The sequence below is a fragment of the Mesorhizobium sp. M0701 genome (assembly GCF_040320365.1).
In the GTDB taxonomy this organism is placed as follows: Bacteria; Pseudomonadota; Alphaproteobacteria; order Rhizobiales; family Rhizobiaceae; genus Mesorhizobium.
The window spans coordinates 17,211-39,346 of sequence record NZ_JAMYPO010000047.1 but is presented as its reverse complement, the minus strand read 5'-3'; the positions used below and the strand labels follow the sequence as shown (position 1 = coordinate 39,346).

Annotated in this window: 22 protein-coding genes; 16 read left to right on the top strand and 6 right to left on the bottom strand. The window is 63.4% G+C overall.

The genetic code is table 11. The features are described 5' to 3' along the window. Position 1: 1 nt before the first annotated feature. The 3 genes from NKI24_RS30055 to NKI24_RS30045 all read right to left on the bottom strand — a co-directional run bounded on the left by NKI24_RS30055 (position 2) and on the right by NKI24_RS30045 (position 3,565). Positions 2-910, bottom strand: a complete 909-nt coding sequence (locus NKI24_RS30055) for an ABC transporter permease (protein ID WP_352750170.1) — start codon at positions 908-910, stop codon at positions 2-4. Positions 911-1,150: 240 nt separating this feature from the next. Further along, the gene (locus tag NKI24_RS30050; RefSeq protein ID WP_352451581.1) at positions 1,151-2,440 is read right to left on the bottom strand and encodes an ABC transporter substrate-binding protein; all 1,290 of its coding nucleotides are present in this window, start codon (positions 2,438-2,440) and stop codon (positions 1,151-1,153) included. Positions 2,441-2,476: 36 nt separating this feature from the next. Next, positions 2,477-3,565, bottom strand: a complete 1,089-nt coding sequence (locus NKI24_RS30045; RefSeq protein WP_352451580.1) for an ABC transporter ATP-binding protein — start codon at positions 3,563-3,565, stop codon at positions 2,477-2,479. Positions 3,566-3,823: 258 nt separating this feature from the next. Between NKI24_RS30045 and NKI24_RS30040 the strand changes: the two genes are divergently transcribed. Further along, a complete protein-coding gene (locus NKI24_RS30040) occupies positions 3,824-4,537 on the top strand; it encodes a GntR family transcriptional regulator (protein ID WP_023676076.1) in 714 nt (237 codons plus the stop codon). A 7-nt stretch (positions 4,538-4,544) separates the two neighbouring features. Here NKI24_RS30040 and NKI24_RS30035 read toward each other — a convergent pair whose 3' ends face one another. Further along, positions 4,545-5,642, bottom strand: a complete 1,098-nt coding sequence (locus tag NKI24_RS30035; RefSeq protein WP_352750169.1) for a lactonase family protein — start codon at positions 5,640-5,642, stop codon at positions 4,545-4,547. 189 nt (positions 5,643-5,831) lie between these two features. On the opposite strand from NKI24_RS30035, the gene NKI24_RS30030 reads away from it, so the two are divergent. The 8 genes from NKI24_RS30030 to NKI24_RS29995 are packed head-to-tail and all read left to right on the top strand — an operon-like array spanning position 5,832 to position 13,368. Further along, a complete protein-coding gene (locus tag NKI24_RS30030; RefSeq protein WP_352455282.1) occupies positions 5,832-6,383 on the top strand; it encodes a MaoC family dehydratase in 552 nt (183 codons plus the stop codon). 3 nt (positions 6,384-6,386) lie between these two features. After that, on the top strand, positions 6,387-7,547 hold the full coding sequence (locus NKI24_RS30025) for a CaiB/BaiF CoA transferase family protein (protein WP_352680380.1): 1,161 nt from the start codon (positions 6,387-6,389) through the stop codon (positions 7,545-7,547). A gap of 20 nt (positions 7,548-7,567) precedes the next feature. Continuing rightward, positions 7,568-8,710 carry an extracellular solute-binding protein gene (locus NKI24_RS30020; RefSeq protein ID WP_352680448.1) on the top strand — a complete coding sequence of 381 codons (1,143 nt, stop codon included), beginning with the start codon at positions 7,568-7,570 and terminating at the stop codon, positions 8,708-8,710. 21 nt (positions 8,711-8,731) lie between these two features. Next, positions 8,732-9,919 carry an ABC transporter substrate-binding protein gene (locus NKI24_RS30015; protein WP_352680379.1) on the top strand — a complete coding sequence of 396 codons (1,188 nt, stop codon included), beginning with the start codon at positions 8,732-8,734 and terminating at the stop codon, positions 9,917-9,919. 57 nt (positions 9,920-9,976) lie between these two features. Then, complete coding sequence (locus NKI24_RS30010) at positions 9,977-10,714, top strand: ATP-binding cassette domain-containing protein (protein ID WP_352680378.1); 738 nt, start codon at positions 9,977-9,979, stop codon at positions 10,712-10,714. Continuing rightward, the gene (locus NKI24_RS30005) at positions 10,707-11,450 is read left to right on the top strand and encodes an ATP-binding cassette domain-containing protein (RefSeq protein WP_352750168.1); all 744 of its coding nucleotides are present in this window, start codon (positions 10,707-10,709) and stop codon (positions 11,448-11,450) included. The genes NKI24_RS30010 and NKI24_RS30005 overlap by 8 nt, the downstream gene beginning before the upstream one ends. After that, positions 11,447-12,397 (top strand): ABC transporter permease, encoded by a 951-nt coding sequence (locus tag NKI24_RS30000; RefSeq protein ID WP_352750167.1) that lies wholly within the window; start codon positions 11,447-11,449, stop codon positions 12,395-12,397. Before NKI24_RS30005 ends, NKI24_RS30000 begins: the two co-directional genes overlap by 4 nt. 5 nt (positions 12,398-12,402) lie before the next feature. Beyond that, complete coding sequence (locus tag NKI24_RS29995; RefSeq protein WP_352680375.1) at positions 12,403-13,368, top strand: ABC transporter permease; 966 nt, start codon at positions 12,403-12,405, stop codon at positions 13,366-13,368. Between the two features lie 68 nt (positions 13,369-13,436). On the opposite strand, the gene NKI24_RS29990 is transcribed toward NKI24_RS29995, so the two are convergent. After that, positions 13,437-14,273 (bottom strand): amidohydrolase family protein, encoded by an 837-nt coding sequence (locus NKI24_RS29990; RefSeq protein ID WP_352750166.1) that lies wholly within the window; start codon positions 14,271-14,273, stop codon positions 13,437-13,439. A gap of 65 nt (positions 14,274-14,338) precedes the next feature. After that, positions 14,339-15,127 (bottom strand): IclR family transcriptional regulator, encoded by a 789-nt coding sequence (locus tag NKI24_RS29985; protein ID WP_352612164.1) that lies wholly within the window; start codon positions 15,125-15,127, stop codon positions 14,339-14,341. A gap of 157 nt (positions 15,128-15,284) precedes the next feature. Between NKI24_RS29985 and NKI24_RS29980 the strand changes: the two genes are divergently transcribed. The 7 genes from NKI24_RS29980 to NKI24_RS29950 all read left to right on the top strand — a co-directional run bounded on the left by NKI24_RS29980 (position 15,285) and on the right by NKI24_RS29950 (position 22,136). Next, the gene (locus NKI24_RS29980) at positions 15,285-16,604 is read left to right on the top strand and encodes a type 2 periplasmic-binding domain-containing protein (RefSeq protein ID WP_352750165.1); all 1,320 of its coding nucleotides are present in this window, start codon (positions 15,285-15,287) and stop codon (positions 16,602-16,604) included. A gap of 142 nt (positions 16,605-16,746) precedes the next feature. Beyond that, the gene (locus tag NKI24_RS29975) at positions 16,747-17,643 is read left to right on the top strand and encodes a carbohydrate ABC transporter permease (protein ID WP_352680372.1); all 897 of its coding nucleotides are present in this window, start codon (positions 16,747-16,749) and stop codon (positions 17,641-17,643) included. A 2-nt stretch (positions 17,644-17,645) separates the two neighbouring features. Then, a complete protein-coding gene (locus NKI24_RS29970) occupies positions 17,646-18,512 on the top strand; it encodes a carbohydrate ABC transporter permease (RefSeq protein ID WP_352451567.1) in 867 nt (288 codons plus the stop codon). Between the two features lies 1 nt (position 18,513). Beyond that, entirely contained in the window at positions 18,514-19,611 is a 1,098-nt protein-coding gene (locus NKI24_RS29965; RefSeq protein ID WP_352750164.1) for an ABC transporter ATP-binding protein, read from the top strand. A gap of 4 nt (positions 19,612-19,615) precedes the next feature. After that, positions 19,616-20,728: a mandelate racemase/muconate lactonizing enzyme family protein gene (locus NKI24_RS29960; RefSeq protein WP_352750163.1), complete on the top strand. Its 1,113-nt coding sequence runs from the start codon at positions 19,616-19,618 to the stop codon at positions 20,726-20,728. 9 nt (positions 20,729-20,737) lie between these two features. Next, entirely contained in the window at positions 20,738-21,067 is a 330-nt protein-coding gene (locus NKI24_RS29955) for an L-rhamnose mutarotase (RefSeq protein ID WP_352750162.1), read from the top strand. Continuing rightward, positions 21,060-22,136, top strand: coding sequence for a Gfo/Idh/MocA family protein (locus tag NKI24_RS29950; protein WP_352750161.1), 1,077 nt, complete (start codon positions 21,060-21,062; stop codon positions 22,134-22,136). Before NKI24_RS29955 ends, NKI24_RS29950 begins: the two co-directional genes overlap by 8 nt.

Below are 22,136 nucleotides of genomic sequence, written 5' to 3'. Positions count from 1 at the left end.
CTCACAGCTCCTTGCGGATGTCGACGATGCGCAGGATGCCCGCGACCATCAACAGCACCAGCACCAAGAGCACGACGGCGTTGGCGGCGGCTGCCGGATATTGCAGCAGCGACATCTGGTTCTTCATCATCAGCGCGACGGAGGCGCTCTGCCCGCCGGACATCACCTGCACCGTCGAGAAATCGGCCATCACCAGGGTGACGACGAAAATGGTGCCGATCGCCATGCCGGGCTTGGCGAGCGGAATGACGACGTTCCACAGAACCTGCCAGCCGGAAGCGCCGGCGTCGCGCGCGGCTTCTATCAACGACTTGTCGATGCGCATCAGCGTGTTGAAGATCGGCGTCACCATGAACAGCGTATAGAGATGCACCATGGCCAGCACCACGGCGAATTCGGAATAGAGCAGCCATTCGATCGGCTTCGGGATCAGCCCCATTTGCACCAGCGTCGAGTTGACCAGGCCATTGCGGCCAAGCACCGGAATCCACGAGATCATGCGGATGATGTTGGAGGTCAGGAACGGCACCGTGCAGACAAGGAACAGCACCATCTGCATGGCCGTGGTCCTGATATGGAAGGCAAGGAAATAGGCGACCCAGAAACCGATGAACAGCGTCAGCGCCCAGACGATGGCGGCGTATTTCAGCGTATTCAGGTAGGTTTTCCAGGTGACCCAGGAGCCGAGCGTGTCGGAATAATTGGTGGTCAGGAAATCCGGATTCATCGCCGCGAAATCGTAATCCCAGAATGAGACCACGGCGATCATCAGGATCGGCAGCAGGAGGAACGCGCCGAGGATCAGGGCAAGTGGTGTTGCCTGGAGATAGGGTGCGATGGCGGCAAAGGAGCGCCTACGTCTGGCAGGCTTTGTGGCAATGGTTGCGGGCTGATCGAGTGCCACTGTCATCTGGAACAGCCTCGGTGGTATTTTGCCGGGCTGTGATCCTTCGCGCCCCCCTCTGTCCTGCCGGACATCTCCCCCACAAGGGGGGAGATTGGCTTGCATGCCGACCCACGCCAATGATCGCCGTATGACGAAGAGCGCTGAAGAGAGCCACAGCCGATCTCCCCCCTTGTGGGGGAGATGTCCGGCAGGACAGAGGGGGGCGCGAAGGAATGCAACATCTCAGTTATCGCCTGCCTTGCATCAAGCAGCGATGAACTCGTTCCAGCGCTTCACCATGTAGCGGTCCTCGTCCATGACCGAGTTCCAGCAGGCGACCTTGCCCATGCGCTCTTCGAACGAGCCGCCGTCACGCACGGCGCCAGCCTTTTCCATGACCTTGCCGTCCGGCGACAGGATATCGCCCTTTGCCGGCTTGCCTTCGATCCAGTAGCCCCACTCGTCCTCGGACATGAACTTCTTGGCCGACACCATGTTGGCCGAGTAATAGCCCTGGCGGTTGAGATAGCCGCCAACCCAGCCGGACGTGTACCAGTTGATGTATTCATAGGCGGCATCGAGTTCGGCGCCGGAGAGATGGGCTGCCAGGCCAAGCCCGCCACCCCAGGACCGGTAGCCTTCCTTGAGCGGCTGGAACCGGCACGCGATGCCCTTGGAGCGGACCGCGGCCACGGCCGGCGACCACATCGACTGGATTACGACTTCGCCTGAAGCCATCAGGTTGACGCTCTCGTCGAAGGATTTCCAGAAGGCGCGGAACTGGCCGGCTTGCTTGGCCTTGATCAGGAAGTCGATCGTCTTGTCGATCTCCTCCTTGGTCATGTTGCCCTTGTCGGCGTATTTGATGTTGCCCGTTGCCTCCATGATCATCGCCGCATCCATGATGCCGATTGACGGGATGTTGAGGATGGCGGTCTTGCCCTTGAAGGCCGGATCCATGATGTCGGCCCAGGTGGTGATATCGCGGCCGACGAGGTCGGGGCGGATGCCAAGCGTATCGGCATTGTAGATCGTCGGCACCATGGTGAACCAGTTGGTCGGCGCCTTGGCGAAGACCTTGCTGTCCTGCGCCTCGACGTAACCGACGGTATGCGGCGCGGTGCCCTGGGCAATGACGCTGTCCGGCGTCAGCTTGCCGGTTTTGAACAGCGGCACCAGCTCGTCGTAATATTTCAGCTTGGTGACATCCATCGGCTGCAGGACGCCTGTCGGGAACACCTTCTTGCAGATCCAGTATTCGATGTCGGCGATGTCGTAGCTGTCGGGCTGCGTCACGGCGCGCTGCGCGGCGGCGTCGGAATCGGTTGCTGTCATCTCCAGCGTGATGCCGAGGTCGGCCTTGCACTTGTCGGCGATGGCATTGAGGTTGGATACGCCGGTGCCGAACTGGCGCAGCGTGATGTTCGATTGCGCCCAGATGGTCGGAAAGCCTGATATGGCGCCGGAACCGGCGGCGAAACCGACGGCGGCGGCACCTGTCTTGAGCAGCGAACGTCGCGATATTCCAGTCTTCTTGTCGGTGGTGTTGGTCATGTTCAGTTCCCCTGTTTTGGTTGGTTATGCTGGATTTCAGGAATCGAGACGGCCAAGGACGATCGCGTCCTCGGCGTCCCAGGCGATCGGCACTGCGTCGCCGACGGCAACCGGCCTGGCGAAGAAGCTGGTGTCGTCGACGATTACCGTGAAATCCTCGATGCCGGCGCCATTGACCGAGAGCTTCACGGTCGAACCGCGGTACTCGACGTTTGAAACGATGCCGGTGAAGCCGAGCCCGGCTGCCGGCGGCTCGCCGATGCGCACGTGGTCGGTGCGAATGGCGATGTCGATGGGCTCCCCAGTCTCCCTGCCCTGCCCGCTGGCGGCGAGCGTGACGCCGCCGGGCACATCGAAAACGACCATGCCGTCGCGACTACCGGTGACACGGCCGGAGATGACATTGTGGTCGCCCATGAAACGAGCGACGAAGGCCGTGGCCGGCCGCTCGAACACCGTGCGAGGGTGCGCCGCCTGCTCGATACGGCCGTCGTTCATCACCACGATCAGGTCGGCCAGCGCCATCGCCTCTTCCTGGCTGTGGGTGACGTGGACGAAAGTGATGCCGAGCGACGTCTGCAGCTTCTTCAGTTCGGCTCGCATGCGGATCTTCAGGAAAGGATCGAGCGCCGAAAGCGGTTCGTCGAGCAACAGCGCCTCGGGATCGGTGATCAATGCGCGCGCAAGAGCAACGCGCTGCTGCTGCCCGCCGGAAAGCTGCGCCGGGCGGCGGCTGGCATAGGCCTCCATCTGCATCAGCTTCAGCATGTCGAGTGCCTTGGCGCGGCGCTCCTCCTTGCCGACGCCTTTCATCTTCAGGCTGAAGGCGACATTGTCGATCAGGTCGAGATGCGGAAACAGTGCGTAGGACTGGAACATCATGGCAGTGCCGCGCCTGGCCGGCGGCAGGTCGGTGACCACTGTGTTGCCGAGACGCACGTCGCCACTCGATATGCTCTCGTGCCCGGCGATCATGCGCAACGTCGAGGTCTTGCCACAGCCCGACGGACCGAGCAGGCAGCAATAGGTTCCCGCAGGGATTTTCAGGCTGATGCCTTCGACGGCAGTCGTCGCGCCATAGACTTTCGAAACGGACACAATGTCGATTTCGGCGGCTTTGGACATCCAGCTTCCCCTTTGGTCGGATTAGCCAAAGCATCATGCGTGCCAGTTGCGCGCCGCCGCACCAACCGACTGAATCCTCGAAGAAATCAGGGCCGCCTCTATATAGCTGCCGATACGTCGCCCTTGTGCAATGCACAAATTATAGGCGATTGCCGCCGATCTTCGCAAAGATCGTATGCAATCTTTTTCATCTCTGTATTCACTTTGTCTCTCGTCCAAGCGATGCGATTCAGGGTAGAAGAACGCAGGACCACTGCCATGAACATTGCCGACCAGACCTTCCCTGCTATCGAGGCCGCCAACGAGGATCGCGCGCAGGCGATCCGCGACCAGTTGCGCGACGCGATCGTCGATCGCCGGCTGGCGCCGGGAACAAAGCTTTCCGAAGGCGAAGTCGGCACGCTGTTCGATGTCAGCCGCACCGTGGCGCGTGCGGCACTGCAGATGCTTTCCTTCGAGGGATTGGTGCGCACCGAGCGCAATCGCGGCGCCTTCGTCGCCAACCCGTCGCCGGAGGAAGCGCGGCAGGTTTTTGCTTCGCGCCGGCTCATCGAACCAGGCATCGCGATTGCCGCCGCCGGACGGATGACGCCGGCGCATGTCGCCGCGTTCAAGGCCCAGCTCGACGAAGAAGGCCGTTTCATCGCCGAACGCGGACCGAACGCAAGGCGATCGGAGATCAAGGCGTCGGGGGATTTTCACCTGCTTCTGGCGTCGGTCGCGGGAAACGTCATCCTGCAGCGCTTCATGGAGGAATTGGTCGCTCGTTCATCGCTGGTGATCGCACTCTATGGCCGCTCGGGCATCTCGAGCTGCGGCCACAACGAACACACGCAGATCCTCGAGGCGCTGGAAAATGGCAATGCCGAACGCGCCAGCGCGCTGATGCTGCACCACATCGACCATATCGAGGCCGACCTCGATTTGCGCGTCAGGAGCGGCCCGGCACTCAGGCAGGCGCTCGAGTTCTGAGATCGCGTCAACGCACGATCCTCACGCACATCGGCGTGCCAATTTCGATGGATCGGCCGGTGTCGGTCAGCCGGCCGGTTGCGGCATCACGGGCGAAAATCGAGATGCGGTCGGCATTCTGGTTGGCCGAGAACAGATGGCCGCCCGAGGGCGTCAGTGCCAGATTGCGCGGCGTGGCACCGCCGCAAGGCGTATAGTCGACAAGGGCAATCCTGCCGGTTTGCTGGTCGATCGAAAACACCACGATGCTGTCATGACCGCGGTTGGAGCCGTAGAGAAAGCGGCCGTCAGGCGAGATCTGGATGTCGGCGCAGTGATTGCCGTCGCGCGCCTCGGGCGGCACGGCCGGCTTGCTGTCGATCACCGTAAGCTTGCCTGATGCTTCGTCCAGCGCCAGCGAGACAACCGTCGAATCCAGCTCGTTCATGACGAACACGAAGCGACCGCCCGGATGCAGTGCGAGATGGCGCGGACCCGCGCCTGGCGCAAGCGCCGACTCGGCGAGCTTCGTCAGGCTGCCGTCTGAGCCGATGCGATAGGACACCAGCCGGTCGATGCCGAGGTCAGCGACGATCGCCATGCCGCCGGCAACCGTCTCGGTTACGCTATGGGCATGCGGCCGCTCCTGGCGGGCAGGATCTGGTCCGGTCCCGCTGTGGGCAACGCTCGACAACGGCGCTGTCAGGCCGCCATTCTCACCCAACCCATAGACCACGACCGAGCGATCGGGGCCGCCCTCGCCCATGCCGTAATTGGCGACCAGCAGCTTGGTCCGGTCGCGCGTGATGGTGTTGTGCGCCGTGATGCTGCCCAGCGTCGGCTGCTTGTTGATGTAGGACAGCGTGGCGGTCTGCCTGTCGAAACGGTAGGCCGAGACCACCCCTTCGCGCCAGGTGAACACTTCTGAGTTGGCATAGACGTGGGAGCCGGCCGGCGTAACCGACAGGAAGGTGGGATTGTCGATGTCTCCCGTCTCGGCCAGTTTCTTCGTCTGCAGCGTCCCTTCGTCGAAACTGTAGACACCCAGCCCGATGCCGCGCGCGCCCTGAAAATACGGGGCGTCGCGATTGAGGCTGCCGACGAAAACCAGACAGGCATTCTGCATCACTTCCTCCCTTGTTCCGCCGGCATTGGCCCCGACGGAGCGGCAAAATTTCGCCTGTTCACGCTTGCAACACAACCCCATATGTGAAAATACTATTCACAAAAGAAGATTGACGGGAGGATCGATCATGCATTTCGCTGGTCTGCGGCGCGCCCTGATGGACGATTCCCGCTCCCAGAGGAAGTCGTCATGAGCGGTTTCGCGCCAACCGTGGGCGTGGCATCGACACACCCCGCCAACATGCCTAGGGATCACGCCGACCTTCCCGTCTGGAACGCGGAGAACTGGTTCTACGAAGACTGGCCGGTCGGCCAGAAGATCCGCTCGCTGCGCCGGACCATTGCCGAGGGCGACAGCCATCTCTTCAACACGCTGGTGCTCGACATCCATCCATACGTGCAGGACCAGATGTTCGCCGAAACGCAAGGCATTTTCGGCAAGCGGCTGGTGGCAGGGGCCTTCGTGTTCTCTGCCGGGCTCGGTCTCGTCGCCACCAATTGCATTAACGCCTTTTCGTATGGCTACGACAAATTGCGCTTCATCAAGCCGGTGTTCATAGGCGACACGATCTATTCGATCCGCTCCAACCTCGACAAGAAGCCAAAATACAAGGAAATGGGGCTGATCCGCGCCAGCTATGAAGTCTTCAAGGGTGAAGGCGAGCTCGTGCTTTATTGCGAGCACCTGCAGACGGTGAAGTACCGCAATCCGGCCGATTTCGCCGGCAAGACGGAGAAATAGGCAATGGCTGCCATTGCCGAACTGCCGCTGACCGGGCTCATCGTTGTCGATATGAGCCAATTCTTGTCCGGGCCCTACTGCTCGCTCAGACTGCTCGACCTCGGCGCTCGCGTCATCAAGATCGAACGGCCGGACGGCGGCGACCTGTCGCGCCGGCTCTATCTCAGCGACACCGAGATCGGCGGCGATTCCACCATTTTCCATGCGATCAACCGCGCCAAGGAAAGCCTTGCCATCGACTTGAAGGACGAGGCCGACCTTGCGGCGCTGCGCGGCCTGCTGGCCAAGGCCGACGTGCTGATCCAGAATTTCAGGCCCGGCGTCATCGAACGCCTGGGCTTCGATTACGAGGCGGTGCGCAAGATCAATCCGCGCCTGGTCTATGCCTCGATCAGCGGCTATGGCGAGGAAGGCCCGTGGGTCAAGCGGCCCGGGCAGGATCTGCTGGCGCAGGCCCGCTCCGGCGTGATGTGGCTGAACGGCGACGAGGACCAAGGGCCGGTGCCCTTCGGCCTGGCGATCGCCGACATGCTGGCGGGTTCCGCCGCCGCGCAAGGCATCCTCGCCGCACTGGTGCGGCGCGGCGTGACCGGCAACGGCAGCCATGTCGAGACCAGCCTGCTCGAAGCGCTGGTCGACTTCCAGTTCGAGGTGCTGACCACGCATCTCAATGACGGGCGCCGGCTGCCGCGGCGGTCGAGCTTCCGCAGCGCGCACGCCTATCTCTCGGCGCCCTACGGCGTCTATCCGGCCAAGGACGGCTATCTGGCGATCGCCATGACGCCGATCTCGAAACTCGCCGATCTCCTCGGGCTCGAGGAACTTGCGCCCTATCGCGACCAGCCGTCGACCTGGTTCACCGCCCGCGACGAGATCAAGGCGATCATCGCGCAAAAGATCGCAACGAAGACGGTCGACGAATGGCTTGCCATTCTCGAGCCTGCCGACATCTGGTGCGCCAAGGTTTTGAGCTGGCCGGAAATGATGGCCAGCGAAGGCTTCCAGGTCCTCGACATGCTGCAGACGGTGACGCGCGAGGATGACGTTTCGATCCTCACCACGCGCTCGCCGCTCAGGGTAGACGGCATCCGCGCGAAGGTCGAGCGGGCCGCGCCACGCATCGGCGAGCACAGCGCAAAAATCCGCGCGGAGTTCGGGCTGTGAGCGACGTCACGCTCAAAGGCATGACCTGGAGCCATCCGCGCGGCTATGACCCGATGGTCGCCTGTTCGAGACTGTGGAAGCAACAAACTGGCATCGCCGTTGAATGGGACAAGCGCTCGCTGCAGGATTTCGAATCCTTCCCGGTCGAGGAACTGGCCCGTGCCTACGACCTGATCGTCGTCGACCATCCGCATGTCGGCCAGATCACCGCCGAGAATTGCCTGGCGCCGCTCGATGTCGCCGGCCGGGAAGCCGAACGTGCAGCACTTGCGGCGGGCAGTGTCGGCCGGTCCTTTCCGAGCTACAACTGGCAAGGCCGGCAGTGGGCGTTTCCGATCGACGCGGCCAGCCAGGTGCAGGCATGGCGGCCCGACATGCTTTCGGCAGCGCCGGCGAGCTGGGCCGATGCTCTCGATCTGGCCCGGCAAGGCCACGTGCTGTTGCCGCTCAGGCCGCCGCATGCGCTGATGGTGTTCTACACGCTTGCCGGCAATCTCGGACGGCCCGCCGGTGAAGGCCCTGGCGACCATGTGGATCCGGCAGCGGGCAAGCAGGTCTTCGAGATGATGCGCGAGATCGCAGCTCTCGTCGACCCGGCCTGTCTTGGCATGGATCCGATCGCGGTTCTGGAGCAAATGGCCGGATCCGGCTCGCGGATCGCCTGCGCGCCGCTGATCTATGGCTATGTCTCCTATGCCATCGCCGGGTTTCGACCCAACCGCCTGGCTTTCGCGGATATCCCGGCCGCTGGCAATGCCGGCCCCAAAGGCTCGGCGCTCGGCGGGACCGGCATCGCCGTGTCGGCCTTCTCGAAGGCCGGACAGGAAGCAATCGACTTCGCCTACTGGATCGCCAGCGGTGGGGTGCAGCGCGGCCCTTACGCCTCGGCCGGCGGCCAGCCCGGCCATGCGGCAGCCTGGGCGGATACCGCCGTCAACGCCGCCGCCGGCAATTTCTACGAGGACACGCGGGCTACGCTCGAAGGTGCCTGGGTGAGGCCGCGGCACGACGGCTACATGGCGTTCCAGCAGGCGGCGTCCGATCGCATCAATGTCGGCCTGAGCGAAAGGCACAATGCCGCTCGCGTCGTTGCCGATCTCAATCGCCTGTTTCGGGAGAGCCTTTCGACGCAGGTGTCCGGCGTTGCCGGCGGAGGAGCCTGAAACAACCGAACGGAGGAGAACATGAACAGCCTGATCCGCGGCCTTATGGCCGCAACCGCACTTGCATCGGTCACGACCATAGCCTGCGCCCAAGACGTTTCGGGCGTGATTGCTGGATTGCCGACCGAACTGAAGGCGCAATATGACGGCGCGCCGCAAAAGGTGCTGCCGTCGGCCTGGGATAATTTCACGCCGCCGCCAAAGCCATGGAAATGGTGCCACTCCGAGTCCTACCAGGGCAATCCGTGGCGCGTCACCGTGACCAAGGAGTTGAAGCGGCTGGTCGACGGCCTGATCGCCGACGGCACCGTGGCGAGCTTCGAGGTGTCGGATTCCAACAACGACGCCAGTCAGCAGATCAACCAGATCCGCGCCTTCATCGACAAGAAATGCTCGATCATCAGCTCGATCCCCGGCTCGGCGACGGCGCTGGACGATGCCATCGATGCCGCAGCCAAAGCCGGCATCCCCTTCATCACGGCAGCGGGGTCGGTGACCAGCCCGAATGCGATCAATGTCGATTCCAACTATGCGCGCTGGGGCTACGACATGATGACGGCGATCGGCAAAGCAATGCCGGACGGTGGCAGCGTGCTTCTGGTCGAAGGCATCGCCGGTCATCCGATCGTCGTGCAGGAGCGCCAGGGCGGCGACAAGGCGCTGGCCGAAATTTCAAAGCTCAAGGTCTCGCGCAGCGTCAACGGCAACTGGACGGCCAACGTCACCAAGACGGCGGTGCTGCAGGCGATCGCCACCAATCCGGCGCCGATCGATGCGGTGTGGACGACGGGCAGCGAAAGCCGCGTCGTTGCCGAGGCCTTTGCCGAGGCCGGCCGCCCTGCCCCGCTGATCACCGGCTCGATCACCGGCGATGCGCTCGGCTACTGGAAGGCCAATCCCGACAAATACCGCTTCGAAGGCCATGCGGTTCTGCCGCACTGGACGGCCGAGACGCTGTTTCGTGTCGGGGCGCGCATGCTGGATGGGCAGAAGCCCAAGCTCAACACGCTGCTGATCCCGATTCCGCCGGTGCACAATGCCGACCTCGGCGCCTGGTACAAGGACTGCATGACGCCGGACGCCGTCTCGATCTTCCCGGTCCCGCCGAAGGATCCGATGCCGGAGGAATGGCTCGACGCCTACTTCGCCAATCCGGCACCGACCAAGGGCTGGGACTATTCGAAGGTGCCGGACGCCTGCGCCAAGTAGCATTTATGAGCGCCGGCTCCGCACCAGCGGTGCCGGCTTTCTCCATCAGGATTGCTCATGCTGGAAGTCCAGGCCATCTCGAAACGCTACGGCGAAACGATTGCGCTGGCCAATGCCTCAATCGCATTCCGCGCCGGCACGATCCACACCATCCTGGGCGAGAATGGTTCGGGCAAGAGCACCCTGGTCAAGCTGCTGTCGGGAATCGTCCAGCCGGACAGCGGCGCGATCCTGCTCGACGGAGCGCCCTTTACCGGCCTCTCGCCGGCAGCGTTCCAGACCGCCGGATTGGCCACCGTGTTCCAGGAAGTGCTGATCGCGCCTGACCGTTCGGTGACGGACAATATCCTGCTCGGCCTCGACGGCCTGCTGACGCGCACCGTGCCGCGCGCCGAGCGGCGGCAGCGCGCACAAACGGTGCTGAACCGCTTTGCGGTGACCGAGATCCCGCTCGACCAGTTGGCCGGGCAATTGCCGCTTGCGGTTCAGCAATTGGTAGTGCTCGCCCGCGCCGTAGTGCGCAGCCCGCGCATTCTCATCCTTGACGAGGTTACGGCTGCGCTCGACTTTGCCGATCGCGAGGCGGTTTTCGCCATGATGCGCAAGCTTGCCTCCGAAGGCTGCCTGATCCTGTTCATCACCCATCGCATGGACGAGGTGATGTCGCTTTCGGACCGGATTTCCGTGCTGCGCGGCGGCAGCGTGGTGACGACTGAGGAACGCGGCACGTCCACCGCATCCGAACTTCTCAGAGCGATGGCGCCACGCACGGCGGCGGAGCTGGCGCATGGCTGATCGCGCCAGCCTTTCGGTGCGTGGCCTGGTGATCGCGCCGGGCGCAAGCCCCATGACGCAAACCATTGCGCCGGGCGAGATCGTCGGCCTTGCCGGCCTCGACGGCCACGGACAGGAGCGGTTCCTGAAAGTGCTGGCCGGCCTGGAACGCCCGGCCGGCGGCGAGGTGACCGTCGAGGCGCCAACCGGAGCGCGCGCGATCACCAATTTCCGCAAGGCGGTCGCCGGCGGCATCGCCTATTTGCCGCGCGACCGGCGCACCACCGGCATTTTTCCGACCCAATCGGTGCTCGACAATTTTGCCGTCTCGACGCTGTCGCGCGATATGCGTTTCGGCCTGCTCAGCTTCGCCGCGCGGCGGCAGCGCTATGAGAGCTACCGGGACAGACTGTCGATCATCGCGCCACGGCCGGACGCCCCGATCACCACGCTTTCCGGCGGCAATCAGCAGAAGGTGCTGCTGGCCCGCGCATTGGCGCTGGAACCGGCGATCCTGCTCCTCAACGACCCTACCCGCGGCGTCGACGTGGCAACGCGCCACGTCCTTTATGACGTGTTCCGCAGGCTTGCGGCGGACGGCATGGCGCTGGTCATCCTATCGAGCGAGATCGAGGAGATCCTGCTGCTTTGCCATCGCGTGCTGGTGTTCCGCGAACAGCAGGTGGCGGCTGAAATCACCGGAGACGAGATGAAAAGCGATACGGTGATCGCCGCCATGTTCGGGCGGGCGGCATGAGCGGGTTGCGGCGCATGGCGGCGCGATGGCGCGGCGCCGGCTTTGCGGCAGTGCTGTTGGTGATCCTGATCGCGGTCAATCTGCTGCTCAATCCGGCGCGCTTCCATCCTGCCGCCTGGGGCGCGCTGATCGGGCTCGCCGCGCCGCTGATCGGCGCAGCGCTCGCCTCGGCTCCAGTGATCCTCGCCGGGCGCGGCGGCATCGACATTTCCGTCGGGCCATTGATGGGCTTCGTCAATGCGATGGTGATCCAGGTGCTGTTCCTCAGGCTTGGCATATCTTCGCCGCTGGTCATCGTGCCGGCGGCGCTTCTGATCGGCGCGATCGTCGGCGCTGCCAACGGCTTTCTGGCGACCATCGTCCGCATTCAGCCGATCGTCGCAACGCTCGGCACCTATCTGATCCTCACCGGCATGACGCTGACCATCCTGCCGGCGCCGATCGGCCCGGCGCCGGGCTGGCTGAAGGCAATGGCCGGACCCTGGTCGGCGCTGCCGCTGGCGCTGATCTTCCTGTTCTGGTGGCTGGTGCGGCAGACGCCTTATTACGACCAGCTGATGGCGGTGGGCAGCGACGACCGCGCCGCCTACACGGCCGGCATTCCGGTGACGAAAGTACGTTTCATAGCCTATGTCATGACCGGCATACTTGCCGCCTGTGCCGGCCTGATGCTGACCGCCCTGATCGGTTCGGCCGACCCTAATATCGGGCCAACCTACACGCTGATCGCGATTGCCGCGGTGGCGCTCGGCGGCGTCAGCCTTGCCGGCGGGCGCGGCGGGCTCGCCGGCGCCGCCATCGGCGCTGTCGACATCTTCCTGCTGCAGAGCGTGCTGACCGCCTTCAACGTCTCCACCTATGTGCTGCAGATCGCCTATGGCGCGATCCTGGTTGTGGCCGTCATCATGACGGCGCTGCAGGAGCGGCTCTCGGGACGGAAAGGCTGAGAAGCATGAGCCGGAACTGGTTCCAGTCCACCAATGCCCGCGTCGCCGGTGCCTTTGCCGTCGCTGTCGCCTTGCATCTCCTTGGCACCTTGCTCATCCCGGGCTACTCCCAGCCGTTCGCCATCCGGGCGCTGCTGGTGATCGCCTCGCTGCTGGCGGTGGCATCGATCGGCCAGACCCTCGTCGTAATCCTGGGCGGTATCGATCTGTCGATCCCCTTCATCATCGGCTTTGCCAATGTCGTTGCCGCACAGCTCTACGGCGTCGGCTGGAATTTTGCTCTTGTCTGCGCAGTCGTCGTCGCGCTCGCCATACTGATCGGGGCGCTGAACGGCCTGATCTCGCGTGGGCTCGATATCCACCCGCTGATCGTCACGCTCGGCACTGGCATGATCGTGCAAGGTGCCGTCCTGTTGTGGACCGGTGGCTTTCCATCCGGATCGGCGCCTGCCGCGGTTTCCGCCTTCGTTTCGATCGGCGGTTCGGTGGGACCGCTGCCGGTGCCGGGGCTGGTGCCATGCGTCGCGGTGCTGACCTTGCTGGTGGCGCTGGTGCTGGCGCGCACGCCATACGGCCGCCGTCTCTACGCCCTAGGCAGCAATCCAGGTGCTGCGCCGCTGGCGCTGATCGATCCAGTCCGCATGTGGACCGTGACCTATGCCGCGAGCGCCTTCTTCGCCGCCGCGGCCGGCGTGCTGCTGCTCGGCTTCACCGGCTCTGCCTATGGCGATGTCGGCCAGCCCTATCTGTTCCAGACGATCGCGGCCGTGGTGGTCGGCGGCGCCGCCCTTGTCGGCGGCCGCGGCAGCTATTTCGGCACCATTGCCGGCGTGCTGGTGCTGACGGAGATCAACACACTGCTGATCGGCCTCGGCTTCCGGCCCTCGACCGTGCAGGCGGCACTTGGCCTGGTCATCGTGCTCCTGGTTTCGCTCTACGGTCGCGAGCGGCACGTGTCGGCGACGATCTGAGGCCACCTATTCGTTTTAGCCGCATTTGTGCGACGCCAAGTGATTCCATCACTTGGCTGCAAAATGCTCTACAAACTCCACAGCCGCTTGGCGTTGCCGGACAGCAGTTGTTGCCTTTCATCGGCGCTGGTGCCGGCAAGCAGCGCGTGCGTCGCCGCCACCCAGGTGGCAAGCCCGCCGCCGAGCGTGCAGACCGGCCAGTCGCTGCCCCAGACAACGCGATCCCAGCCGAAGCATTCGATGGTGTGCTCGACATAGGGAAGCAGCGTTTCGACAGTCCAGGATCCGGCATCCGCATAGGCGACCACACCGGAAATTTTGCCGACGACGTTCGGGCGCCGCGCGATCTCCGCCATGTGCTCGCGCCAGGGGTGCTCGGCACCGCCCTTGATGTCGGGCACGCCGCAATGGTCGAGCACGAACTGCACATCCGGCGCGAGGTCGGCGAGTGCCGTCGCCTTGGGGATCTGGTGCGGCAGAACGACAAGGTCGAAGGTCAGGCCGCTGCCGGCAAGCCGCTTGATGTTTTCACGAAACAGCGCGCCCTCCGAAAGCTCGTCCGGCATGACGTGCACCACGCGGCGAAAGCCTTTGACGAAAGGATCGGCGCGCTGGCGCTCGAGATAGGCGGCAAAGCCGGGCTCTTCCGGACGGCAGGAGGCGATTGCCCCGCGTAGCAAGCTGTTCTTCTGCTGCGACAGCGCTTTGACACGGCTGGTTTCAGCCTCGATATCGGCTGGATCGACATCGACCTCCATATGCAATGCGCCCTCGATGCCGGCGCGGCGGGCCTGGACTGCATAGTCGTCGTAGGAGAAATCGCGGTTGAGTGCCGGCACGCCGGCCAGCCATGGGTAGCGCAGCGCGGACTGGTCGATCAGGTGCAGATGGGTGTCGAAGATCATGGTGGCGCTCCTCCTTGGCGACTTCGAGATCATCTCACGGAGAAATTCTTCATTCAAATAAGAATTCATCTTGATTGCTTGACGGTCGATCCCGCCAGTTGCGACAGCTTTTCGGTCGCTGCCAGCAGCAGCTCAATCGTCCTCGTAATGTCGGGCGCCTTGGGTGCGTTGACCAGGGTTATGTAGGGGATCGACAGTGCGGCGATCGCCTTGCCGTCCGAGCCGAGAACGGGTGTCGACAGGTTGAACACGCCTGCCGTCTGCATCGACGCCATCATCTCGTAGCCGCGTTCCCGGATCTGGTCGAGGCGGGCGAAGAATTCCGGCGATTGCGGCGGCTTGTCGGTGCTGCGCAGATGTTCTGAGATCATCATCTGCCGCTCTTCCGGCGGGCGGAACGCCAGCAATACATGGCCGGACCCGGTGTCGAACAGGCTGATATGCGAGCCGACGCGGATGGAGATGCCCCAGTAATCCGGCGCCTCCTGCTGTGCGATCACCACCGCGGAACCGCGGTCGAAGACGACGAGCTGATTTGCCTGCTGTGTGGTTTCGGCCAGTTCGCGCATCAGCGACGTCGCGTAGGAAGCCAGCCGGCGCACCGGCGCGTGCAGCTGCGCCAGGCCAAACAGCTTGAGCGTCAGCGAGTAACGGTCGCCATCCGGCCGCGTGACATAGCCGCGCCGCACCAGCCGATCCAGCATGCGATAGAACTCGTTCGGGCTGCGGTCGAGTTTCTTGGCGATTTCCGCCTGCGTCAGGCCGCCGTCGACGCCGGCCAGCAGCTCGAGAATGTCGAGCCCCTTGTCCAACGCCGGGGCTCGATAGCGGTCGTCTTCCTCGTCCTCTGCCATTGGGCTTCTCCAGTGAATTTCATATTTCATATACGCATAACGGTTGCTTCCGGAAGAACTTTCGGCTTGACGATCTTATAAATATTTTGTTTGTATATGAATGAACCTGCCGATCGACCTCACTACGCGATCGACGCAGACTCTTGGGAGGATACCAATGACGAAACTGTTTTGCGGCCTGTCGGCCGGCGTAACGCTGCTCGCACTTGGTGCGAGTGCTGCCCTTGCTGCCGACCTGCCCGGTAAATTCGACGGCGTCACCATCGACGCCAAGCTGATCGGCGGCCAGCAATATGAAGGGCTGTACGCGCGCATCGGCGAATGGGAAAAACTGACCGGCGCCAAGGTCAACGTGATCTCGAAGAAAAACCACTTCGAGCTCGACAAGGAGATCAAGTCGGACATCGCCTCCGGCAGCATCAACTGGTGCGTCGGGTCGAACCACTCGTCCTTCGCGCCGCAATATCCTGATATCTACACCGATCTCAACAAGCTGCTGCCGAAGGAGGAGATCGACGCCTTCGTGCCGTCGACGATCAAGGCCTCCACGCTCGAGGGCAAGCTGGTGATGCTGCCTCGCGCGCAGTTCGACGTCTCGGCGCTCTATTACCAGAAGAGCCTCTACCAGGACGAAGCCAAGAAGGCCGCCTACAAGGCCAAGTACGGCAAGGATCTGACACCGCCCGACACCTGGGACGAGGTCGCCCAGCAGGCGGAATTCTTCGCCAGCCCGCCCGATTTCTACGGCACCCAGTTCGCCGGCAAGGAAGAGGCGATCAACGGCCGCTTTTACGAGATGCTCATCGCCGACGGCGGCGAATACCTCGACAAGGATGGCAAGCCGGCCTTCAACTCGGAAGCCGGCGTGCACGCGCTCGACTGGTTCGTCAATCTCTACAAGGCCAAGGCGGTGCCGGCCGGCACCACCAACTATCTGTGGGACGATCTCGGCCAGGGCTTTGCCTCGGGCACCGTCGCCATCAACCTCGACTGGCCGGGCTGGGCAGGCTTCTTCAACGATCCGAAGTCGTCGAAGGTCGCCGGCAATGTCGGCGTGAAGGTGGCGCCGAAGGGATCGGCCGGCATTCGCACCGGCTGGTCGGGGCACCACGGATTTTCGGTCACCGAAAACTGCGCCAGCAAGGAAGCCGCGGCGTCGCTGGTCTGGTTCCTGACCAATGAGGACAGCCAGAAGCTCGAGGCGGCAAGCGGCCCACTGCCGACCCGCACGGCGGTGTGGGACTGGGACATCCAGCAGGCGGCCAATGATCCTTACAAGAAGGAATTGTTGGCGGCTTTCCAGGAAGAGGCAAAGCACGCTTTTGCCGTGCCGCAGACACCTGAATGGATCGAAATCTCCAACGCCGTCTATCCCGAATTGCAGGCCGCCATCCTTGGCGACAAGACCTCCAAGCAGGCGCTGGACGACGCTGCCGCCAAGGCCACGCAAATCCTCGAGGACGCCGGCAAGCTTTGACCATTCTCCCAAGGGGGCGCCGCGCTCATTGAAGAGCGGCGTCCCCGAACTTTTTACGAACCATGCGCAACACGCTTTGTCTTGATCCCAGCTTGCCGATGGCGGCCTTCGGCGTCCGGGCACCAAACAGAACCGGATCGCCATGAAAGGCTGGAGACCTTCGCCGCCATTGCTGCTCCTGCTGCCGGCGGTGATCGTTCTGGCGGCGGTGGTGGTGGTGCCGCTGCTGCTGTCGCTCTATTCCAGCTTCACGCCGTTCCGGCTGACCAGGCCGGAGACGTTCTGGGTCTTCATCGGCGCGCGCAACTACGTCACCATCCTGACCAGCCGCGCTTTCTGGGTCGCCTTTGCCCGCACCGTGGTGCTGCTGACCGTGGCGCTCAACCTGGAAATGCTGATCGGGCTCGGGCTGGCCCTGCTGGTGGAGAAGGCATCGCGCGGCCAGCGGATCCTGCGCACCATCATGATGTTTCCGATGATGTTTTCGCCGATCCTCGTCGGCTTCCAGTTCAAATTCATGTTCAATGACAATATCGGCCTGGTGAACAACGCCCTGCAGGGGCTCGGCCTGACCGATCGCGCCATCCCGTGGCTGATCGACGGCAATCTCGCCTTCATCGCCATCCTGATCGCCGAGATCTGGTCGTCGACCTCGGTGTTCGCGATCCTGATCCTGGCCGGGCTGCTGGCGATGCCGCGCGAACCGGTCGAGGCGGCCCGCGTCGACGGCTGCACGCCGTGGCAGACATTCCGCTATGTCACCTGGCCGTTCATCATGCCGTTTGCCTTTATCGCCATGACCATCCGCTCACTCGACGTCGCGCGCGCCTATGACATCGTAAAGATCATGACCGACGGCGGCCCCGCCGGCCGCACTGAACTGGTCTGGACGCTGGTCGCCCGCACCGCCTATGGCGATGCCAGGATGGGAATGGCCAATGCCATGGCCTATTTCTCGATCCTGCTGTCGATCCTGTTCACCGTCTATTTCTACCGCAAGCTCGCCGCGGCGCGCACGCAGATCGCGGCGGAGTGGTGAGGATGGACCAGAACAGCCTGCATCGCGTCGGCAACAAAGCGCTCGGAATCGTCCACGGCATCGGACTGTTCCTGGCCATGCTGGTCATCTGCCTGCCCGGCATCTGGATCGTGCTGTCGTCGCTGCGGCCGACCGTCGAAATCATGGCCAAGCCGCCGGTGTGGATCCCGCAGCAACTCTCGCTCGACGCCTACATCGCCATGTTCAGCGGCGTCGGCCAGGGCGGCATCCCGGTGCTCGACTACTTCCGCAATTCGCTGATCATCTCGGTGACCTCGACGGTGATCGCCATCGTCATCGGCATGGCCGGCGGCTACGCCTTTGCGCGCTACCGCTTTCGCGCCAAGTCGGCGATGTTCCTCGGCCTGATGCTGACGCGCACGGTGCCCGGCATCGCGCTGTCGCTGCCGCTGTTCTTCGTCTTTGCGCGGCTCGGCATCATCGACACGCATTTCGGGCTGATCCTGGTCTATGTCGCGCTCAACGTGCCGTTCACCGTCTGGCTGATCGACGGCTTTTTCCGCCAGGTGCCGAAAGACCTCGCCGAAGCCGCGCAGATCGACGGCTGCACGCGCTGGCAGGCCTTCTGGCAGGTCGAGTTTCCGTTGGCCGGGCCCGGCATCGCCTCGGCCGGCATCTTTGCCTTCCTCACCTCCTGGAACGAGTTCGCGCTCGCCTCGCAGCTGACGCGCTCGATCAATTCCAAGACCCTGCCGGTCGGCCTGCTCGACTATACGGCCGAATTCACCATCGACTGGCGCGGCATGTGCGCGCTCGCCGTGGTCATGGTCATACCGGCGCTCACGCTTACCTTCATCGTCCAGAAACACCTCGTCGGCGGCCTCACTTCCGGCGCGGTGAAAGGCTGACATGGCAACGGTATCGCTCAAGAACCTCACCAAAAGCTACGGCCCTGTGGCGGTGGTGCACGGCATCGATCTCGAGGTCGCCGACCGCGAATTCATCGCGCTGGTCGGGCCGTCCGGTTGCGGCAAGTCGACAACCCTGCGCATGATCGCCGGCCTCGAGGCGATCAGCGACGGCGTCATCGAGATCGGCGGCCGCATGGTCAACGATCTGCCGCCGCGCTCGCGCAACATCTCGATGGTGTTCCAGTCCTACGCGCTCTACCCGCATATGACCGTGCGCGAAAACCTCGGCTTCTCGCTCAAGATAGCCGGCGCCGCGAAAGAAGAAATGGACCGTCGCGTCGCCGAAGCGTCCGGCATTCTCGGCCTCGACCAATTGCTCGACCGCCGGCCGTCGCAGCTGTCCGGCGGACAGCGCCAGCGCGTCGCCATGGGCCGCGCCATCGTGCGCGATCCCGACGTCTTCCTGTTCGACGAGCCGCTTTCCAATCTCGACGCCAAGCTTCGGACGCAGATGCGCACCGAGATCAAGAAGCTGCACGCCAAGGTCAAGTCGACAGTGATCTACGTCACCCATGACCAGGTCGAAGCGATGACATTGGCGGACCGTATCGTCATCATGCGTGACGGTTTCATCGAGCAGGTCGGCACACCCGACGAGGTCTTCCGCCGGCCGCAGACACGCTTCGTCGCGGGCTTCATCGGCTCGCCGCCGATGAATCTGCATGAGGCGGTTGTCGACGACGGACAGCTGCTGTTCGCCAGCGGCGAGAGGCTGCCTTTGCCCAGCCAGTTCAAGGCCAATATCGAGGCCGGCGACAAAGTCGTGTTCGGCCTCAGGCCCGACGACATCTATCCGACCGGGCATGGCATCAGCTCCGGCGAAGACGTCGACGTCCACCAGGTGGAGTTGCCGGTGACCGTCACCGAGCCGCTCGGCAACGAGACGCTGGTGTTTGCCGAATTCAACGGCAGCGACTGGGTATCGCGGATGCTCAATCCAAAGCCGCTGAAAGCCGGCGACCGGGTCAAGATGAGCCTGGACCTGTCGCAGGCCCATCTGTTTTCTGCTGAAACGGGCAAGACATTGCGAGGTTAAAACCATGGCAAAGATCGAGAAAATCGAACTGCGGATGGTCGACCTGGTGCCGAAGGTCAAGCGCACCGATGCCATCCAGAGTTTTGTCAGCCAGGAAACACCGATCGTCACCATCACCGACGCCGACGGCGCGGTCGGCACCGGCTACAGCTATACGATCGGCACGGGCGGCTCCTCGGTGATGCGGCTGCTGGCCGACCACCTTGCGCCGCGGCTGATCGGCCGCGACGCCGACATGATCGAGGCGATCTGGCACGAGCTGGAGTTCGCCACCCATGCCACGACGATCGGCGCGATCACGGCAATCGCGCTCGCGGCCATCGACACTGCCCTTTGGGACCTGCGGGCCAAGAAACAGAGGCTGCCGCTGTGGAAGCTGGCCGGCGGCGCCAAGGACCGCTGCCCGCTCTACACGACCGAAGGCGGCTGGCTGCATATCGAAACCGAGGCGCTGGTCGCGGATGCGCTGGCCGCCAAGGCCAAGGGCTTTCGCGGCTCGAAGGTCAAGATCGGCAAGCCGCACGGCTCCGAGGATCTTGCCCGGCTGACGGCGGTGCGCCGGGCGGTTGGAGACTCCTACGAAATCATGACCGACTGCAACCAGGGCTTTTCGGTCGACGAGGCGATCCGCCGGGCCGAACGCCTGCGTGAACTCGACCTCGCCTGGATCGAGGAACCGCTGCCGGCCGACGACATAGACGGCCATATCCGCCTGTCGAATGCGACGTCGACGCCGATCGCCGTCGGCGAGTCGCTCTACTCGATCCGGCATTTCCGCGAATATATGCAGAAGGGCGCGTGCTCGATCGTCCAGGTCGATGTCGGCCGCATCGGCGGCATCACGCCGTGGCTGAAGGTGGCGCATGCAGCCGAGGCGTTCGACACACCGGTCTGCCCGCATTTCCTGATGGAATTGCATGTCAGCCTGACATGCGCCGTTCAGAACGGCAGATATGTCGAGTATATTCCCCAGCTCGACGAGCTGACCGGCAAGAAAATGCGCATCGAGGACGGGCACGCGCTGGCGCCGGACGAGCCCGGCATCGGCATCGACTGGGACTGGGATGCAATCAAGTCGAAGAGCATCGCGGAATTCACCATGGCGATAGTGAAGTAGGAGGCGGACATGCAGCGAATGGGAATGGTGCTCGGCCTCAAGCCGGAGAAAGTCGCCGAGTATGTGCGGCTTCACGCTGCCGTGTGGCCGGACGTCCTCAAGATGATTTCCGCCTGCAACATCAAGAATTATTCGATTTATCTGAGGGAGCCGGAGCATCTTTTGTTCAGCACCTTCGAGTACCACGGCACCGACTATGCCGCCGACATGGCGAAGATGGCCGCCGATCCCACGATGCAGGAATGGTGGGCGCTCTGCATGCCATGCCAGGAGCCGCTGCCGACCCGCAAGGAGGGCGAGTGGTGGGCGTCGATGGACGAAGTCTTCCATTATGACTGATGACATTTTCGATCCTGCCTCGCTTTCCCAGGCCTGGGCACAGCCGTCAAAGCCCCGGCCGATCGTGATTTTCGGCGCCGGCTCGATCGTCGGCGATGCGCATTTCCCGGCCTATGGGAAAGCCGGCTTCCCGGTTGCCGGGCTGTTCGACCCCGACCTGGCCAAGGCGGAAAAACTGGCGCAGAGATGGGGCGTCACCGCTTACCGGTCGGTCGAGGAAGCTGCGTCAATCAAGGACGCCGTCTTCGATCTGGCGACGCCCCCGGCTCACCACGCCGGCGTGCTCAGGGCGATGCCCAATGGTGCGGTAGCGCTGATCCAGAAGCCGATGGGCAGCAATCTCGCCGAGGCGACCGAGATCCTCGAAATCTGCCGCTCCAAAGACCTGAAGGCGGCGGTGAATTTCCAGCTTCGCTTCGCGCCGATGATGCTGGCGCTCAAGGATGCGATCGCCAAGGGCTGGCTGGGCGAAGTGGTCGATTTCGATGCATGGCTGGCGCTGGCGACACCCTGGCAGCTCTGGGAATTCCTGTTGCACGCGCCGCGCGTCGAGATCGCCATGCATTCGATCCATTATCTCGACCTGATCCGGCAATTGCTCGGCGACCCCAAGGGGGTTCACGCCAAGTCGCTCGGCCATCCCGGCCACAAGGTTGCGCAAACGCGCACCAGCGCGATTCTCGACTATGGCGACACGGTGCGCTGTGCACTGTCGATCAACCACGATCACAAATTCGGTCGAAAACACCAGGCCTGCGAATTCCGGATCTGCGGCACCGAAGGCGCCGCTTACCTCAAACTGGGCGTCAACCTCGACTATCCGCGCGGCGAGCCGGACATTCTCGAAATCTACCCCAAAGGCGGCACGGACTGGATTGCGGTTCCACTCCTGGGCGCATGGTTTCCGGACGCCTTTGCCGGCCGCATGGCCAATGTCCAGCGCTACGCGTCGGGCGAGGACGCCGAGCTTGTCAGTTCCGTCGAGGACGGCTGGAACACGATGGCGCTGGTCGAAGCGGCCTACCGATCGAGCGCGGCGCCGGCAACACCGATAGCGGCGAGGCCCTGA

What these genes read in the sequence shown, in the direction of transcription:
- NKI24_RS30055 (WP_352750170.1), bottom strand. Translation starts at nt 910, where the DNA reads ATGACAGTGGCACTCGATCAGCCCGCAACCATTGCCACAAAGCCTGCC.
- NKI24_RS30050 (WP_352451581.1), bottom strand. Translation starts at nt 2,440, where the DNA reads ATGACCAACACCACCGACAAGAAGACTGGAATATCGCGACGTTCGCTG.
- NKI24_RS30045 (WP_352451580.1), bottom strand. Translation starts at nt 3,565, where the DNA reads ATGTCCAAAGCCGCCGAAATCGACATTGTGTCCGTTTCGAAAGTCTAT.
- NKI24_RS30040 (WP_023676076.1), top strand. Translation starts at nt 3,824, where the DNA reads ATGAACATTGCCGACCAGACCTTCCCTGCTATCGAGGCCGCCAACGAG.
- NKI24_RS30035 (WP_352750169.1), bottom strand. Translation starts at nt 5,642, where the DNA reads ATGCAGAATGCCTGTCTGGTTTTCGTCGGCAGCCTCAATCGCGACGCC.
- NKI24_RS30030 (WP_352455282.1), top strand. Translation starts at nt 5,832, where the DNA reads ATGAGCGGTTTCGCGCCAACCGTGGGCGTGGCATCGACACACCCCGCC.
- NKI24_RS30025 (WP_352680380.1), top strand. Translation starts at nt 6,387, where the DNA reads ATGGCTGCCATTGCCGAACTGCCGCTGACCGGGCTCATCGTTGTCGAT.
- NKI24_RS30020 (WP_352680448.1), top strand. Translation starts at nt 7,568, where the DNA reads ATGACCTGGAGCCATCCGCGCGGCTATGACCCGATGGTCGCCTGTTCG.
- NKI24_RS30015 (WP_352680379.1), top strand. Translation starts at nt 8,732, where the DNA reads ATGAACAGCCTGATCCGCGGCCTTATGGCCGCAACCGCACTTGCATCG.
- NKI24_RS30010 (WP_352680378.1), top strand. Translation starts at nt 9,977, where the DNA reads ATGCTGGAAGTCCAGGCCATCTCGAAACGCTACGGCGAAACGATTGCG.
- NKI24_RS30005 (WP_352750168.1), top strand. Translation starts at nt 10,707, where the DNA reads ATGGCTGATCGCGCCAGCCTTTCGGTGCGTGGCCTGGTGATCGCGCCG.
- NKI24_RS30000 (WP_352750167.1), top strand. Translation starts at nt 11,447, where the DNA reads ATGAGCGGGTTGCGGCGCATGGCGGCGCGATGGCGCGGCGCCGGCTTT.
- NKI24_RS29995 (WP_352680375.1), top strand. Translation starts at nt 12,403, where the DNA reads ATGAGCCGGAACTGGTTCCAGTCCACCAATGCCCGCGTCGCCGGTGCC.
- NKI24_RS29990 (WP_352750166.1), bottom strand. Translation starts at nt 14,273, where the DNA reads ATGATCTTCGACACCCATCTGCACCTGATCGACCAGTCCGCGCTGCGC.
- NKI24_RS29985 (WP_352612164.1), bottom strand. Translation starts at nt 15,127, where the DNA reads ATGGCAGAGGACGAGGAAGACGACCGCTATCGAGCCCCGGCGTTGGAC.
- NKI24_RS29980 (WP_352750165.1), top strand. Translation starts at nt 15,285, where the DNA reads ATGACGAAACTGTTTTGCGGCCTGTCGGCCGGCGTAACGCTGCTCGCA.
- NKI24_RS29975 (WP_352680372.1), top strand. Translation starts at nt 16,747, where the DNA reads ATGAAAGGCTGGAGACCTTCGCCGCCATTGCTGCTCCTGCTGCCGGCG.
- NKI24_RS29970 (WP_352451567.1), top strand. Translation starts at nt 17,646, where the DNA reads ATGGACCAGAACAGCCTGCATCGCGTCGGCAACAAAGCGCTCGGAATC.
- NKI24_RS29965 (WP_352750164.1), top strand. Translation starts at nt 18,514, where the DNA reads ATGGCAACGGTATCGCTCAAGAACCTCACCAAAAGCTACGGCCCTGTG.
- NKI24_RS29960 (WP_352750163.1), top strand. Translation starts at nt 19,616, where the DNA reads ATGGCAAAGATCGAGAAAATCGAACTGCGGATGGTCGACCTGGTGCCG.
- NKI24_RS29955 (WP_352750162.1), top strand. Translation starts at nt 20,738, where the DNA reads ATGCAGCGAATGGGAATGGTGCTCGGCCTCAAGCCGGAGAAAGTCGCC.
- NKI24_RS29950 (WP_352750161.1), top strand. Translation starts at nt 21,060, where the DNA reads ATGACTGATGACATTTTCGATCCTGCCTCGCTTTCCCAGGCCTGGGCA.